At 73.6% G+C, this 15,971-nt stretch carries 11 protein-coding genes; 7 read left to right on the top strand and 4 right to left on the bottom strand.

The window, feature by feature from the left end; translation table 11 throughout:
• Positions 1–53: 53 nt before the first annotated feature.
• Both ABD954_RS32780 and ABD954_RS32775 read right to left on the bottom strand, forming a co-directional pair.
• On the bottom strand, positions 54–1,736 hold the full coding sequence (locus tag ABD954_RS32780; RefSeq protein ID WP_345491616.1) for a sigma-70 family RNA polymerase sigma factor: 1,683 nt from the start codon (positions 1,734–1,736) through the stop codon (positions 54–56).
• A 136-nt stretch (positions 1,737–1,872) separates the two neighbouring features.
• Positions 1,873–2,907, bottom strand: a complete 1,035-nt coding sequence (locus tag ABD954_RS32775; protein ID WP_345491614.1) for a helix-turn-helix domain-containing protein — start codon at positions 2,905–2,907, stop codon at positions 1,873–1,875.
• Between the two features lie 327 nt (positions 2,908–3,234).
• On the opposite strand from ABD954_RS32775, the gene ABD954_RS32770 reads away from it, so the two are divergent.
• From ABD954_RS32770 to ABD954_RS32760, 3 genes are all read left to right on the top strand, one after another.
• A complete protein-coding gene (locus ABD954_RS32770; RefSeq protein ID WP_345491612.1) occupies positions 3,235–4,449 on the top strand; it encodes an MFS transporter in 1,215 nt (404 codons plus the stop codon).
• Positions 4,450–4,588: 139 nt separating this feature from the next.
• Entirely contained in the window at positions 4,589–5,689 is a 1,101-nt protein-coding gene (locus ABD954_RS32765; RefSeq protein WP_345491610.1) for an NADH:flavin oxidoreductase/NADH oxidase, read from the top strand.
• A gap of 167 nt (positions 5,690–5,856) precedes the next feature.
• Positions 5,857–6,882, top strand: coding sequence for a LacI family DNA-binding transcriptional regulator (locus ABD954_RS32760; RefSeq protein WP_345491608.1), 1,026 nt, complete (start codon positions 5,857–5,859; stop codon positions 6,880–6,882).
• A 98-nt stretch (positions 6,883–6,980) separates the two neighbouring features.
• Here the strand turns inward: ABD954_RS32760 and ABD954_RS32755 are convergent, their stop codons facing one another.
• On the bottom strand, positions 6,981–9,758 hold the full coding sequence (locus ABD954_RS32755; RefSeq protein ID WP_345491606.1) for a glycosyl hydrolase: 2,778 nt from the start codon (positions 9,756–9,758) through the stop codon (positions 6,981–6,983).
• Between the two features lie 299 nt (positions 9,759–10,057).
• Here ABD954_RS32755 and ABD954_RS32750 point away from each other — a divergent pair, with 299 nt between their 5' ends.
• The 4 genes from ABD954_RS32750 (at position 10,058) to ABD954_RS32735 (ending at position 14,903) form a co-directional block, all read left to right on the top strand.
• The gene (locus ABD954_RS32750) at positions 10,058–11,362 is read left to right on the top strand and encodes an ABC transporter substrate-binding protein (protein WP_345491604.1); all 1,305 of its coding nucleotides are present in this window, start codon (positions 10,058–10,060) and stop codon (positions 11,360–11,362) included.
• Positions 11,363–11,483: 121 nt separating this feature from the next.
• Entirely contained in the window at positions 11,484–12,467 is a 984-nt protein-coding gene (locus ABD954_RS32745; RefSeq protein WP_345491602.1) for a carbohydrate ABC transporter permease, read from the top strand.
• On the top strand, positions 12,464–13,369 hold the full coding sequence (locus tag ABD954_RS32740; protein WP_425584093.1) for a carbohydrate ABC transporter permease: 906 nt from the start codon (positions 12,464–12,466) through the stop codon (positions 13,367–13,369). The genes ABD954_RS32745 and ABD954_RS32740 overlap by 4 nt, the downstream gene beginning before the upstream one ends.
• 133 nt (positions 13,370–13,502) lie before the next feature.
• Positions 13,503–14,903: a GH1 family beta-glucosidase gene (locus tag ABD954_RS32735; protein ID WP_345491600.1), complete on the top strand. Its 1,401-nt coding sequence runs from the start codon at positions 13,503–13,505 to the stop codon at positions 14,901–14,903.
• On the opposite strand, the gene ABD954_RS32730 is transcribed toward ABD954_RS32735, so the two are convergent.
• The gene (locus ABD954_RS32730) at positions 14,875–15,840 is read right to left on the bottom strand and encodes an ATP-grasp domain-containing protein (protein WP_345491598.1); all 966 of its coding nucleotides are present in this window, start codon (positions 15,838–15,840) and stop codon (positions 14,875–14,877) included. The two genes, ABD954_RS32735 and ABD954_RS32730, sit on opposite strands and share 29 nt — an antisense overlap.
• Between the last annotated feature and the right edge of the window lie 131 nt (positions 15,841–15,971).

Raw genomic sequence — 15,971 nt, 5'->3', positions numbered from 1 at the left:
TTCACGGTAGGCGCGACGGCCCCGGCGGGCGGCGGAGCACGCCGGGCGTGCGCTCACTGCGCGCCGAAGACCTGCGTCCAGTAGGGGCCGCCGGCGCTGTGGATGCCGATGCCGATCTCGCGGAAGTCGCAGTTGAGGATGTTCGCCCGGTGGCCGGGGCTGTTCATCCAGGAGTCCATCACCTGAGCGGGGGTGCGCTGGCCCTTCGCGATGTTCTCGCCGTACGTGGACCAGCGGTATCCGGTGGCGGTGACCCGCTCGCCGGGGCCGTCGCCGTCGGGGTCGGTGTGGTCGAAGAAGTCCCGCGCGGCCATGTCGTCGGAGTGTCCCTGGGCGGCCCTGGTGAGGAGTCCGTTCTCGGTCAGCGGGCCGCAGCCCGCCCGCGCCCGCTCCGTGTTGACCAGGTCGATCACCTGACGGGAGTCCGAGCTGCCGCCGGAGCCGCCGGCGGCCCCGGCGCTTGTGGACCGGGGTCGGGTCACGAGCGCCGTGGGGCGGGGCGCGGCGGGCGTGGTGCTCGCCTCGGCGGGCGGCGAGGGTTCGGCCGTGCGGCTCGGCCGGGCGCTGCGGCTCGCGCCGGGGGCGGCGCTGGTCGTGGCGGAGGGCGAGACCGAGGGCGTACCGGTGCCCGGCGTCGTGGCCGACCGCGAGGCGAGGCCGGAGGCGGCGTCGGGGGCCGATGCCTGGGTCACGTCGGTGGCGTCCTGGTCGCCGGCCTCGGGGCCGGTGACCAGGACGAAGGCGCCGCCGGTGACGGCCACCACAGCGAGGCCCGCGGCGGCGACGGCCCGGCGGCGGCCGCGCTTGCGCTGCTGCTCCTTGCGGCGGGCGCCGCGCGGCCCGGGCGCGGCGGCGTGCCGGGCCCGGGCCGCGCCGGTACGGGGGCCGTCCGCGCCGAGCGCCGGGCCGCCCGCGGCGGGTACGGGCGCGGCGGCGAGGGCGAGGCCGGCGCTCTCGCGGACGTGGGTGAGGAGCAGTGCCGCCGGGGGCACGAGCAGCAGTCCGGCGAGCAGGCCCTCGGCGGGTACGAGGCCGTGCCACAGGCCGGCGCAGTGGGGGCAGGTGCGGGCGTGGCGGGCTATTCGCTTGCGCCACAGACCGGAGGGGTGGCCGTCCCAGCCGTCGAGTCCGGTGCGCAGGGTGGGGCACAGCGGCTGGGCCGACAGGGCCCGTACGACGACCCGGGCGGCCTCCAGCTGCGCCTTCATGCGCTGGACGCGGACGGCAGTGTGTTCGGTCGACAGCCGCAGGGCGGCGGCGACCTCGTGCCGGGTGAGCTCTCCGGCGCATTCGAGCCACCACAGGGACAGCAGGGCGCTGTCCTCGGGCTCCAGCCAGCGGGTGGCCTCGGCGGTCTCGCGCCGCTGTCCCGACAGCTGGAGCCGGGCGACCGTCAGGTCCACGAAGTCGGCGCCGGGCTGGGCGAGGTCCCGCGCGTCGTCGAGGGCGGCGGTGGTGTGGCCGGTCTGCCGGCGGTGCCAGTGGGCGCGGATGGCGTTCATGGCGATGGCGACGAGCCAGGAGCGGAAGCTGTCCGGGGAGCGCAGTCCGCCGAGCCCGTCGAGTGCCCGCAGCATCGTCTCCTGCACGACGTCGTCCACCTCGTGGTGGCCGTTCATCGCCCGGCCCACGATGTTGTAGACGAGCGGAAGGTACGCGGCGACGAGCTGGTCCTGCGCCTTCAGGTCGCCGCCTTGCGCGGCCCTGACGAGGTCCGTGCCGTTCGGTGCTTCCATGCCCTGCTTCATCCTGATCGTCCTGCCTGTTGCCGTTGCCCAACACCTGGGAGACCGCGCCACGGCCACCGGATAACGAAAACCGCCGAAGAGATTTTCGACGACCGCGCAGCGCTCGTGGCCGTGCGGGTCGTCCTCACGGTTCGAGGAGGCGCCACACGGTCAGGGCGAGGCGGGCGCGGGTCAGGCCGGTGGGGTCGGTGAGGTCGAGGTCCAGGTGTCTGCCCAGGTGTTCGACGCGGCGGGAGACGCTGCTGTGGTGGAGGTGGAGGAGGTCGGCGGCGCGGCGCAGGGAGCCGGTGCGGCAGTAGGCGTCCAGGGTCTCCAGGTCCTCGGGGTCACCGGCGATCCGGGCCACCGCGGCCACGTCCGGGTTGGCGCGGGCGGCCTGGGGCGGGATGTCGGCCAGGAGGGCGAGGGAGCCCAGCTCGGCGTGGTGGACGACGGGCTGGCGCGCGGTGGTGAAGCGCAGGGCGGTACGGGCCTGCCGCCAGGCGAGGCCGGGGTGGTCGGCGGCGCCGATTCCGGCGCGCGCGCCCGCGGGGAAACCCGCCCGGTCCACGGCGGTCGCCAGGATGACGCCGGTGTCGGCGAGCGCGGCCGCCTTCACCACGCCCTCGGGGCAGATGCGGGCGCCGATCCTGTCGAGCGGCAGGTCGGTGCGCACGGAGACGACGTGGACGGGGCGACCGGCGGCGAAGCCGAGGAGCCGCAGGGCGCGGGCCCGGGCGGCCTCGTCGCCGTCGGTGCTGACGACCAGTTCGACCAGGGCGGGGTCGGCCATGGTGGTGGGGGCCGGGCCGTACCGTTCGACGGCCGCGCCCACGGCGATCGCGAGCCGGTCGAGGAGGACCTCGTCGAGGGGGTTGGGCGGGCCGGGACGTTCCAGCCACACGGTGCCGATCTCCTCCTCGTCGAGGACGACCGGCACCGTGGTCGACGCGGGCAGCGGCGGGGCGGCGGCGTGGGTGCCCCCGGGTGACACGCGCACGGCCCGGCCCGTGGCGTGCAGCCGGATCCCCGCGACGCACTCGGCCAGGCCCGCCGACGCCCGTGCGAGCGCGGGGAGTTCGACGCGCCGGCGCATCAGCGTGTCGTAGAACGTGACGATGCGGATCGCCCCGTCGACGTACGGATCGAGCCCCGACAGCCGTACGGCCAGTGCCTCCATGCGAGAAGGATAGAAGGGCGGGGGAACGCGGGGACTCCTCCCCTGGAACGAGCGTGGAACGCCCCTGTCGGGATTCGGTCGGAGGCCGGGCGGCTGCGGCGGTGGGCCCGGACGGCGCGGCGGGCAGGCCGGTGGACGTCCCGCCGCCGGAGCTGCCTCCTGGTGCGCCCCCGATCGAGCCCAGGGCCCAGGTCTTTCGTGCCGTCGTCGGGCACCGACCTCTCCGCCGCCCGGACCGCATTAGCCTGCGCTTGCACTTATCACGCTCCTGCAACTATTGTGGATGCACGTAAAGAGCTCACTCAAGCAATACGGAAGGGCTGAGCCATGCCGCTCGCACTCCTCGCCCTCGCGGTCGGGGCCTTCGGAATCGGCACGACCGAGTTCGTCGTCATGGGGCTGCTGCCGGGGATCGCCGCCGACTACGGCGTCTCCATCCCCACCGCCGGACTGCTGGTCACCGGCTACGCGCTCGGCGTCGTCGTCGGGGCGCCGCTGCTGACCGTCCTCGGCAACAAGGTGAGCCGCAAGCGGATGCTCATGCTGCTGATGGGCCTGTTCGTGATCGGCAACCTGGTCTCCGCGCTCGCCCCGAGCTTCGGGACGATGCTGGCCGGGCGCGTGATCGCCTCCCTCGCCCACGGCTCGTTCTTCGGGCTCGGGTCCGTCGTCGCCGCCGGGCTGGTCGCCCCGGACAAGAAGGCCGGCGCCATCGCCACCATGTTCACCGGCCTGACGGTCGCCAACATCGTCGGGGTGCCGCTCGGCACCTTCATCGGCCAGGCGGTCGGCTGGCGCACCACCTTCGCGATCGTGGCCGCGCTCGGCGTGGTCGGTCTGCTCGGCATCGCCCGGCTCGTGCCCGCCGTGCCCCGCCCCGAGGGGGCCCGACTGCGCGGCGAGCTGACCGCGTTCCGCAACCCCCAGGTGCTGCTCGCGATGGCGATGACCGTGCTCGGCTTCGGCGGTGTCTTCGCCGCGATCACCTACATCGCACCGATGATGACCGACGTCGCCGGCTACTCCGAGGGCGCCGTCACCTGGCTGCTGGTCCTCTTCGGCGTGGGCATGTTCCTCGGCAACCTCATCGGCGGCCGGTTCGCCGACCGTGCGCTGATGCCCCTGCTGTACGCCACCCTCGGCGGGCTGGCGCTCGTCCTCGCGCTGTTCACCGTGGTCGCCGACGACAAGGTCCTCGCCGCGATCGCCGTCCTGCTCATCGGGGCGCTCGGCTTCGCCACCGTGCCGCCGCTCCAGAAGCGCGTCCTGGACCAGGCGCACAGTGCGCCCACCCTGGCCTCCGCCGTCAACATCGGCGCCTTCAACCTCGGCAACGCGCTCGCCGCCTGGCTCGGCGGTCTCGTCATCGCGGCCGGCTTCGGCTTCACCGCTCCCAACTGGGTGGGTGCCCTGCTCGCCGCGGCCGCTCTCGGCCTCGCGTTCCGGTCCGCCGCGCTGGAGCGCCGCGCCCCCGCCCGCGCGCCCGCCGGTGTCCCGGCGACCGGCGCCGCCGCCCCGGCCCGTATACCCGTCCCCCACTGACGTCCGCCCGCTGAGCCCCGGGGAGGGCGGGCGCCGACCGGAGGCGATGTGCGCACCGGCCGGCGCCCCGCTCCCCCGGCCTTTCCCGCAGTCCCCGATCATTCATGTGGCAGATCGTCCCGCGTTCAGGAGTTTCCGGATGAGTTCCCTCTTCAGCCCCCTGTCCCTCAGGTCCCTGACCGTGCCCAACCGCGTGTGGATGGCCGCGATGTGCCAGTACAGCGCCGCCCCGGACGGTGACGCGGCCGGCGTTCCGACGGACTGGCACTTCGCCCACCTGGCCGCTCGCGCCACCGGCGGGACCGGTCTGATCATCACGGAGGCGACGGCCGTCGTCCCCGAGGGCCGCATCAGCCCGTACGACCTCGGCATCTGGAACGACGCCCAGGTCACCGCCTTCCGGCGCGTCACCGACTTCCTCAAGAGCCAGGGCAGTGTGCCCGGCGTCCAGCTGGCTCATGCCGGGCGGAAGGCGTCGACCGAGCGCACCTGGGTCGACCGGGGCCGTCCGATCGCGCCGGACGAGCCCCACGGCTGGACTCCGGTCGGCCCCAGCGCCGTGCCGTTCTCGGCGGCCTCGACGACCCCCGAGGAGCTCACCGGGGAAGGCATCGCCGCGATCGTCCGGGCCTTCGCGGACGGTGCCCGGCGCGCCCTCGCGGCGGGCTTCGAGGTGGTGGAGATCCACGGCGCCCACGGGTATCTGATCCACGAGTTCCTCTCCCCCTACAGCAACCACCGCACCGACGGCTACGGCGGCTCCTTCGAGGGCCGCACCCGCTTCCCGCTGGAGGTCGTCGACGCCGTCCGCGCCGTGTGGCCCGACGAGCTGCCGCTGTTCTTCCGCGTCTCGGCCACGGACTGGCTCACCGAGAACCCCGAGGACGACCGGGAGGGCTGGACCCTCGACGACACCGTGCGCTTCGCCAAGGAGCTCCAGGCTCGCGGGGTCGACCTGCTCGACGTGTCCACCGGCGGCAACGTCCCCGACGCCCGGATCGACGTCCACCCCGGTTACCAGGTGCCCTTCGCCGAACGGGTCCGGCGGGAGACCGGCATGCCGGTGGCGGCCGTGGGCCTGATCACCGAGCCGGAGCAGGCGGAGCACGTCCTCGCCTCCGGCCGGGCCGACGCCGTCCTCCTCGGCCGCGAACTCCTGCGCGACCCGTTCTGGGCCCGGCACGCCGCCGTCGCCCTGGGCGACGAGGTGCCCTCGCCGGTGCAGTACCACCGGGCGTGACACCTCGGGGCGCGTACTTCTGGGAGCGCTCTCAACCGCACGATGCCGCCGGATATCCTGGCCGGGCCGATCGACGTGCCGAGGTGCCGGATCACCGACGTGCCGGACCACCGAGGACCGACCGACCGGCCCGCCGACGTGCCCGCAGCAGATGAGGAGCGCCCGCCTTGCCCGAGTCGAGCACGGGGTCCCGCCCCACGCTGGAAGCCGTCGCCGCGCGTGCCGGGGTCTCGCGGGCCACCGTGTCGCGGGTCGTGAACGGGGGCGCGGGGGTGCGGGAGGCCCTGGTGGAGAAGGTGCGGCGGGCGGTCGAGGAGCTGGGTTACGTGCCCAACCAGGCGGCGCGCACGCTGGTGACCCGGCGCAACGGGGCGGTGGCGGTGATCATCGCGGAGCCGGAGTTCCGGATCTTCTCCGACCCGTTCTTCGAGCAGCAGGTGCGGGGCATCAGCCGGGAGCTGGCCGCGCACGACTCGCAGCTGGTGCTGCTGTGGGTCGAGGGGCCCGGCGACCACGAGCGGATCGCACGGTACCTCGGGGGCGGCCATGTCGACGGGGCGCTCGCGTTCTCGCTGCACAACGACGGTGAGCTCGCGGCGCTGATCGGGCGGGCCCGGATCCCCACCGTGTTCGGCGGCCGGTCGGCGGCGGGACGGGACGTCGCGGTGCCGTACGTCGACTGCGACAACCGGGGCGGGGCCCGCGAGGCCGTACGGCACCTGGTCTCGCTGGGGCGCCGGCGCGTGGCGCACATCGCGGGGCCCCGGGACCTGATGGCGGCGCTCGACCGGCTCGACGGCTACCACGACGTCCTGCCGGGCGCCGATCCCGAGCTGGTCGCCGACGGGGACTTCACGGAGGCGAGCGGCGCCCGCGCGATGGCCGGGCTGCTCGACCGGTGGCCGGACGTGGACGGCGTCTTCGCCGCGAACGACCTGATGGCCTCGGGCGCCCTGAGGACGCTGCGGGAGCGGGGGGTCCGGGTCCCCGAGGACGTGGCGGTCGTCGGTTTCGACGACATGCCCGCGGTCGTGCGGGACACCGTGCCCGCGCTGACGACGGTGCGTCAGGACATCGAGGGCATGGGCCGGCTGATGGTGCGGCTGCTGATGCGGGTCCTGGACGAGGGCGGTGACCGTACGCCGGAGTCGATCGTCACTCCGACGGCGCTGGTCCGCCGCGCCTCGGCCTGAGGCGGAGGGGAGCCGCCGCGGCGGCCACGCGCGGCGGCGGGCACCGCGTCTCGCGCGGTGCCCGCCGTTTCGTCGCGCGGTCCGGCCGCGGGGGCGGCTCAGCCGTACGGGATCACCAGGACGGACCTGTCCGTGCCGGTCTGGAGCCTCGACGTCCCGTTGCCGATCGCGCTCCACACCTCCAGGCGCACGGTGCCGTTCGTGAGGTTGCCGAGCGTGCCGCTCGCCGACGCCAGGCCGCGGGTCTGGGCGTACTCCTCCCAGCCGGTCACCGGGTCGGTGGCGAAGTAGTGGTACGTCTCGGTCCGCTCGAAGGTGCCGTCGCCGGTCAGGTCGTAGCTGACCCTGGCCTGCTGGCCGAGGCCGACCGTGGTGCCGGCGTCGACCTGGAGCCGGAAGGCGGTGGCGGCGCCCGGGGTGAGGGTGCCGTTGACGCCGCGGGCCTCGTAGACGAGCGGCCGGTACGGGGTGCCGTCGTGGTTGGCGCCGTCGGCGGAGGCGATCGTGTCGGCCCCGGCCGTGCCGCCGCCGGCGGTGGTGAGGGTGCCTCCGGAGCGGAGCTGGAAGGTGTTCCCGGTCGACGGGCCGGGGTCGGGGCCGGGGTCGCCGCCCGTTCCGGTGCCGACGGCGGTCGAGCGGGCGGGCACGGTCAGGGTCCTGCCGTCGGAGAAGGTGACGGTCCGGGCGGTGGAGCCGTGGTTGTGGGCCGCGTAGGTGCGCACCGTGCCCTTGGTGAAGACGGCGGAGGTGGGCAGGTCGCCGGTGACGCCGGCGTCGGGTGCGCCGAGCGCGTCGAGCGTGCCGATCCAGTGGTAGGTGTGCGCCTTGGACTCGCCGGCCTCCGGGGTGTAGGCGGCGTGTCCGGCGTCCCACTTCGCCTTCGCGGCGGCCGGGTCGGCGAGTGACTGGAACTCCCAGAGGATGTCGCGCCATTCGACGGCGGGGCCGCCGTTCTCGCGTTCCATCTCGGCGATGTTGCGGCGGACGGCGTCCTTGCGGCCGCCGAGGTGGAGGGAGCCGCCGGCGGTGACGGGCAGGACGTTGATGCCGTGGATCTCCTCGGGGTTGGCGGTCCACCAGGTGGCGTAGGCGCCGCCGCTGCCCCAGACCATGCCGACGGTGTCGTGGCCGAAGGAGCCGGGGAAGACCTGCTGGTCGGCGTCGAACCAGTACTGGGCGACGGCCTCGGCCTCGGTGGTCAGGAGATAGGTGCCGAGGTCGCGCAGCGCGGTGTCGCCGGTGGCCGAGCCCCACAGGACGAGCGCGGCGCTGAGGTTGGTCGACTCGGAGGACGACTCCTGGTTGTTGCCGGCGGCGAAGCCCTGGTGGCCGGAGGCCCAGCTGTGGCCGGCGTAGACGTCGAAGCCGCGCAGGAAGGGGAAGGCCGTGTCGGTGCGGGCCGGGTTGGCGGTGTCGCGGACCAGGGTCCTGACCATGCCGCCCCAGGCGGAGCCGGCGGCCCAGGCGGGGTCGTACTGGGCGACGATCGCGGCGGCGTAGACGTAGTAGCCGTAGTGGAAGTGGTGGTCGTTGAGTTCGGTGTCGCTGCCGTAGGAGGCGGGGTAGCCGGTGAGGGTCTTCCACGCCGGGTCGTACGAGAACTCGTTGGCGCCGCCCGCGGTGAACCAGTCCTGGAGGCGGCCCTTGATCAGCCCGAGCAGCTTGTCGCGGATCGCCGTCTCGCCGATCTGGTCGGCGACGGGGACCAGTTGGGCGAGTTTCCCGAGGGCCTTGCCGGTCCAGTAGGTGTCGACGGCTCCGGAGAACGGGTCGGCGGCGTTCGCGGTCTCGTTGAGGTGGGTCCGCAGCCGGGCCGTGTCGACGCCGCCGGTCCTCGGCAGGGCGGGCAGCACGGCGGACGCCTTCTGGGCGGTGGTGAAGGACGCCGCCTCGCGGACCTTCATGGTGCCGCGCGGCGAGACGTAGGTGTAGGAGGTGAGGGCGTCGGTGGTGTGGAGCCACTGGTGGCGGTAGAGGGCCTGGAGGGTGCCGCGCTCGGTGCCCTCCTTGGCCTCGGTGCTGAGGGTGTAGGTGGCCCGTACGGTGCCGCCGGTGTAGCTCCAGTTCACGGTGGAGCCGGTGACGAAGCTGAAGGCGTACTTCCGGTAGGTGGCGAGGGCGCCGGTGGAGGGCAGGACGGCGACGGAGAAGTAGTCCTTGCCGCCGAGGCCGGTGGTGATGGTGGTGCCGGAGACGTTCCAGTCGGTGCCGGTGGGGGCGAACAGGGCGTAGTGGTGTCCGGAGACGGTGATGCCGAGGACGTTGCCCTGGTCGGCGAAGACGGTGGGGGCGGCCGCGGTGGTGATCTGGGCGTTGCCGCCGGACCCCTTGGCGTACACGAAGGGGCTGCCGTGTCCGATGGTGGTGCGCAGGGTGCGGGTGCCGTCGGACCAGTAGGGCGTGACGGTCCAGTCGGACCAGGCGTCGGCCTTGGTGTCGGGCGAGTTGAGGCCGGTGAGGCCGACGGTGAGGTCGCGCTTGTGGGGGTACTCGTACTGGCGGCCGTCGCCGACGATCTGCGGGCTGGTCGGGTAGCCGATGTCGAGGCCGCCGGCGGTGGCCTGGTAGGTGAGGGGGTGCCCGTACATGGGGGTGGAGTACGGGTTGTCGCCGTAGCGCTGGAAGGCCAGGGAGGACCACCAGTCATTGGTGGGCACCGGCCTGCCCTGGGCGGCGGCCGTGACCTTGGGGGTGACGGGGGTGCCGGTGTTGGTGGTGGGGCCGGAGGTTCCGGCGGGGCGGCTGTCGGAGTAACTGCCGGAGCCTACGGGGACGGTGGCGGCCGCGGCCGGTGGGGCGGTCGGGACGAGTCCGACCGCGGCCAGGGCGGTGGCCAGGACCAGCACGGCGGCCGGTCGGTTGCGGGGGGCGGGCATGGGCGGCACCTCGTGTCATCACGACGGATAGGGGTGTCAGCGCGATCCGGGGCGCGAGAGCGCTCTCAGATGCCGGTGAACGTAAAACTCCTGAAACATCGGTGTCAATAGATGGAACAGCGGGCGCAGTTGGGGGTGAGTCCAACCCGTTACGCCTTCGAGTCTTGACGGGACGGACACCGGGCGGGCACGCTCCAGACGCATCTTTGAGAGCGCTCTCAATCGGCGGCGAGGCCGCCGGGCGGGTGCGTCCTCGCAGTGTTCTTCTCTCTCCGCTCCGAAGCCAAGGGAGGCTTCCCATGCCCATCGCCCGAGCCGCCAAGAGGGCCACCGTCCGTCTGGGAGCGGTCGTTCTGGCCGGGGCCCTGCTCGCCGCCTGCGGCGGGTCGCCGGACGAGTCGTCGTCCGCCGGCCCGGGCGGGAAGGTCACGCTCACCGTGGACCTGTTCGGCTCCTTCGGATACGAGGAGGCCGGCCTCTACGCGGAGTACGAGAAGCTCCACCCGAACGTCACGATCAAGCAGACCGACACCGAGGACGAGGCGGACTACTGGAAGTCGTTGCAGACCCGGCTCGCCGGCGGCGGCGGTCTCGCCGACGTCCAGGCCGTCGAGGTCGGGCGGATCGCCTCGGTGACCCAGCAGCAGGCGGACAAGTTCGAGGACCTGCGCAGATACGGTGCCGACGGGCTCGAGAGCCGGTTCCCCGCGGCCAAGTGGGCGGCCGCCACCGGCCGCGACGGCGCGGTCCTCGGTCTCGGCACCGACGTCGGCCCCGAGGCCATGTGCTACCGCACCGACCTGTTGCGCCGGGCCGGCCTGCCCACCGACCGCGAAGAGCTCGCGAAGAAGTGGTCGACCTGGGACGGCTACCTGGAGCTCGGCAGGCAGTACAAGGCCAAGGCGCCCGCGAACAGCGCCTGGCTGGACAGCGTCGGCAGCCTCTACTCGATCATGATCGGGCAGGAGAAGGAGCGTTACTACGACGCCTCCGGCGCTTTGATCTGGGAGAAGAACCCGGCCCTGAAGAAGGCGTGGGACACCTCCGTCGCAGCGGCGCACGGCGGCCTGAGCGCCAAGCTGGACCAGTGGTCGCCGCAGTGGAACCAGGCGTTCGCCGCCGGCTCCTTCGCCACCCTCCCCTGCCCGGCGTGGATGCTCGGCTACATCAAGGGGCAGGCCGGTGACGCCGGCAAGGGCAAGTGGGACATCGCCGCACTGCCCGGCGGCGCCGGCAACTGGGGCGGCTCCTACCTGTCGGTGCCGAAGGCGGCCCGGCACAAGAAGGAGGCGTACGAGCTGATCGCCTGGCTCACCGCGCCGGAACAGCAGGCGAAGCTCTTCCAGAAGAACGGCAACTTCCCCTCGGCCACCGGCGCCATCGACAAGGTCGCCGCCGCGAAGGACCCGTACTTCTCGAACGCCCCGATCGGCAGGATCTTCGGCGACGCCGCCAAGGCCGCTCCCGTCCAGGTGCTCGGCGTCCACGACCAGAACATCGCCCAGCAGATCACCAACGCCCTGAGCGAGATCGAGCGCAAGGGAACGTCTCCCGACAAGGCCTGGGAGAACGCGAAGAAGGGCGTCGCCAACACCATCGGCTGACCTCGCGCCTCCCCTTCCCCGCGCCCCCGTCCTCCGCGCCCGACGCCCCCGGGCCGCCGCCGTGGCGGCCCGGGGGGCTCTTCGCCCCGCCCCGGTACCGACTCACCCCCAAGGGCCGCCCGTGACCCTCGCCTCCTCCGCGAAGCCGACCGCACCGCCCCGCCCGCCCCGCCCGCCCCGCGCGTCCGGGCCGCCTCGCCCGTCCGCCCCGCGGCGCGCGTGGCGGACGCTCTCCCCGTACGCGTACCTCGCCCCCTTCTTCACCCTGTTCGCCGCCTTCGGGCTGTTCCCGCTGGTGTACACGGCGTTCGTGTCGTTGTACCGGGTCGAGCTCCAGACGCCCGGCGACATGCAGTGGCGCGGCCTCGGCAACTACACGGCGCTGCTCGGCGACGAGTTCTTCTGGACCTCGCTGCGCAACACCTTCACCATCGGGGTGCTGTCCACGGTTCCGCAGCTGCTGATGGCCCTCGGCCTCGCCCATCTGCTCAACTACCGCCTGCGCGGGCGGACCTTCTTCCGCACCGCGATGCTGCTCCCGTACGCGACCTCCGTCGCCGCGGCCACCCTCGTCTTCGCGCAGCTCTTCGGCCGGGACTTCGGGCTCGTCAACTACGTGCTGGGGCTCGTCGGCATCGGACCCGTCGACTGGCAGAACGGCACGGTCGCCTCCCAGATCGCCGTCTCCAGCATCGTCGTGTGGCGCTGGACCGGTTACAACGCGCTGATCTACCTGGCCGGGATGCAGTCCATCCCGCACGAGCTGTACGAGGCGGCCGAGATGGACGGGGCGTCCAAGTGGCGGCAGTTCCTCCACGTCACCCTGCCCGGCCTGCGGCCCACGATCGTCTTCACGGTCGTGGTCTCCACGATCGGCGCCACGCAGCTCTTCGGCGAGCCGCTCCTCTTCGAGGGATCCGTCTCCGGCGGCATCTCCCACCAGTACCAGACGCTCGGGCTCTACCTCTACGAGCAGGGCTGGGGCTTCTTCCACCTGGGCCGTGCCGCCGCCATCGCCTGGGTGATGTTCCTGATGATCGTGCTCCTGGTCGGGGCCAACGCCCTGATCGCCCGCCGCCGCACCCGCAAGGAGGCCGGCCGATGACCACGTCGCTCGCCGATCCACCGATCCCGCACCCGGCCCCCGGGGCGCCCGCCGCTGGGCGGCGCCGCCGCTCGCGAGCCGGCCGCACCATGCGGGGCGGGAAGCTCGCGTACGCGCTCCTCGTCGTCGCCGTGCTCGTCTCGGCGTTCCCCTTCTACTGGACGATCGTCGCCGCCAGCCGCTCCAACGCCGAGCTGGCCCAGGTGCCGCCCGCGCTGCTGCCCGGCCGCAACCTGATCCGCAACGTCGAGGCGGTGATGGCGGAGGCCGACATCGGCAAGGCCCTGCTGAACTCCTTCATCGTGTCCGGTTCGATCACTCTGGGCACCGTGCTGTGCTGCACGCTCGCCGGGTTCGCCTTCGCCAAGCTGCGGTTCCGCGGCCGGGGCGCGCTGCTCGCCGTCACGGTGGGCACCATGATGATCCCGCCGCAGCTCGGCGTGATCCCGCTGTTCATGCTGATCGCCGAACTCCAGTGGGCCGGCCGGCTCCAGGCGGTGATCCTGCCGGGTCTGGTGTCCGCGTTCGGGGTGTTCTTCATGCGGCAGTACCTCGTGCAGTCGCTGCCCGACGAGCTGATCGAGGCGGCCCGGGTGGACGGGGCCTCCTCGGGCCGCATCTTCTGGTCGATCGTCGTGCCCGTCGCCCGGCCCGGCATGGCCGTGCTCGGCCTGCTGACCTTCATGGCGTCCTGGAACGACTTCTTCTGGCCCATCGTCGCCCTGACCTCGTCCGAGCCCACCGTCCAGGTAGCGCTGCGCCAGCTGGGCGGCGGCTACGTCAACGACCAGTCCGTGATCATGGCGGGCACCCTGCTCGGCACCCTGCCGGTGCTGCTGGTCTTCGGCCTCCTCGGCCGGCAGATCGTCGGCGGCATCATGCAGGGCGCGGTCAAGGGCTGACCCCGGCCGTACCTTCGCCCTCCGCCCCGGCCGGCCCTTCCGCTCCGCCCCCGTGAAGAAACGGGTCCCTCGCTTCCCCGCCGTCCCGCGTTCCTCGCCTCCCCGTCGTCTCACTCCCGGGAGTTCCCGCCTCATGACCGCGCTCGATCCCCGCCCCCGCACCACGGCCCCGCTCCGGTTCCCCGACGGCTTCCGCTGGGGCACCGCCACCGCCGCGTACCAGATCGAGGGGGCCGCCGCCGAAGACGGCCGCACCGCCTCCATCTGGGACACCTTCAGCCGCGTACCGGGCAAGGTCCGCAACGGGGACACCGGCGACATCGCCGCCGACCACTACCACCGCGTGAGCGAGGACATCGCGCTCATGCGCCGGCTCGGCGTGACCGACTACCGGTTCTCCGTCTCCTGGCCGCGCGTACAGCCCACCGGGCGGGGCCCCGCCGTGCGCCGGGGCCTCGACTTCTACCGGCGGCTCACCGACGAACTGCGCGAGGCCGGCATCCGGCCCGTCGCCACCCTCTACCACTGGGACCTGCCCCAGGAGCTGGAGGACGCGGGCGGCTGGCCGCAGCGCGAGACGGCCCAGCGCTTCGGCGCGTACGCGGCCCTCGTGGCCGAGGCGCTCGGCGACCGCGTGGCGACCTGGACCACCCTCAACGAACCGTGGTGCGCCGCCTTCCTCGGCTACGGAAGCGGGGTGCACGCGCCCGGCCGCACCAGCGCCCTCGCCTCCCTGCGCGCCGCCCACCACCTCAACCTGGCCCACGGTCTGGCGGCCCGGGCGCTGCGCGCCGCCCTGCCCGCGGGGTCCGAGATCTCGCTGACCCTGAACCTGCACGCGGTGCGCGCGCACACCGGGGCGCCCGAGGACCTGGACGCGGCCCGCAGGATCGACGCGGTCGGGAACCGCGTCTTCCTGGACCCGGTCTTCCACGGCACCCTGCCCGAGGACCTGGTCCGGGACACGGCCCCGGTCACGGACTGGTCGTTCGTACGGGACGACGACCTTCGGACCGCGTCGGCACCGATCGACTCGCTGGGCATCAACTACTACTCCCCCACCGTGGTCGCCGCCGGGTCCTCGCCGGCGCCGTCGCCGTGGGCGGGCGCCGAGCGGCACGTGCGCTTCCTTCCGGCACCGGGGCCGCGCACGGCGATGGACTGGCCCGTCGACGCGGACGGGCTGCACGAGCTGCTCGTCCGGCTGCGCGACGACCTGCCCGGCGTCCCGCTGGTGATCACCGAGAACGGGGCCGCGTACGACGACTACGCCGATCCGGAGGGCCGGGTGAAGGACCCCGAGCGGGTGGCGTACCTGCGCGCGCACCTCGCCGCGGTCCACCGGGCCCTCGATGACGGCGCCGACGTGCGCGGCTACTTCCTCTGGTCGCTGCTCGACAACTTCGAGTGGGCGTACGGCTACAGCAAGCGGTTCGGCATCGTCCACGTCGACTTCGCCACCCAGCGGCGGACGTTCAAGGACAGCGCCCACTGGTACGCGGGGGTCATCGCCCGCGGTGGTCTGGAGGCGTAGCCGGGGGCCCGGCGGGAGGCGCGGCCGGCAGGGCGGTCAGGAGCGCGGCGGGGTCGGTGCCGCCCGGCAGGGCCGCCAGGAGCGCGGCGGGGTCGGTGCCGCCCGGCAGGTCGCTGACCTGGCCGTCGCCGACCTCCACCACCCGCCAGGCGCCGGTCGCGGCGAGGCGCGCCAGGTCGGTCGTGACGAAGCGGCAGCCGAGGGCGGCGACCAGGGGGCGGACCGCCGAGAGGTCCGGGGCGGGCCGCACGTCCGGTGTGTCGGGGTGCGGGCCGACGAGGACGGGCTCGCCGTCGATCCACCACACCCGGGCCTCCTCGGCCCGGCCGTCCGCGCCGCGCACGTACTGCTCGAAGCGGCGCAGCACCACCCCGCCGGCCAGGTCGTCGCCCTGCAGCTCGACGAAGCGCCCGACCACCCGGCGCAGGCCCTCGGTGTCGGCGAGGTCCGGGACGAAACAGGCCCGCGTCCACTCGTGCTTGCGGGACTTGACGTAGTCCTTGACGATCGCCGGGCCCCGGCCGCCGAGCTCCTCGGCGGCCCGTTCCAGCTCCGTGTCGCCCGGCATGCCGCCGCCGGGGATCCAGGCGCTGTGCGGGGTCACGGCGGCGAAGGTCGCGTACCAGCCGGGCAGTTCGTGGGCGCGCCGGTAGGCGGCCGGTGGGGTGAGCAGGGTCCGGCCGCGGGCGGCGAGGGCGGCTTGCAGTGCCGTGTACGCCGTCGGCGGCAGCATCCAGCCCCGGTACCACAGCGGTCCGCCGTCCGCCGGCACCCGGCGGACGGCCTCCCGGGCGTGTCCGGCGAGCAGCGCGTCGTGGTCGACGACGGCGTGGGTGGCGCCGAGTTCGCCGGCACGGCGCGCTTCGGCCGCGTAGTGCGGGTCGGGCCGGTGCGGTCGGAGCGGGTCGGAGGGGAACAGCAGGGCGGGAGACGGCATGCGGTGCACGGTAGTCGACGGGGGCGGGACGGCGCGGCGGCCGGGGACGGCCGCGTGGATCCACTCGTTTCGGCGGTTTGGCCGAACTGTGCGTAGACCGGATAGATGCCTGAGGCATGTAGTGGGGACGG

The organism is Streptomyces roseoviridis (genome assembly GCF_039535235.1).
Lineage (GTDB): Bacteria > Actinomycetota > Actinomycetes > Streptomycetales > Streptomycetaceae > Streptomyces > Streptomyces roseoviridis.
The sequence above is the reverse complement of the archived record's forward strand: the minus strand, read 5'-3'. Positions and strand labels throughout refer to the sequence as shown.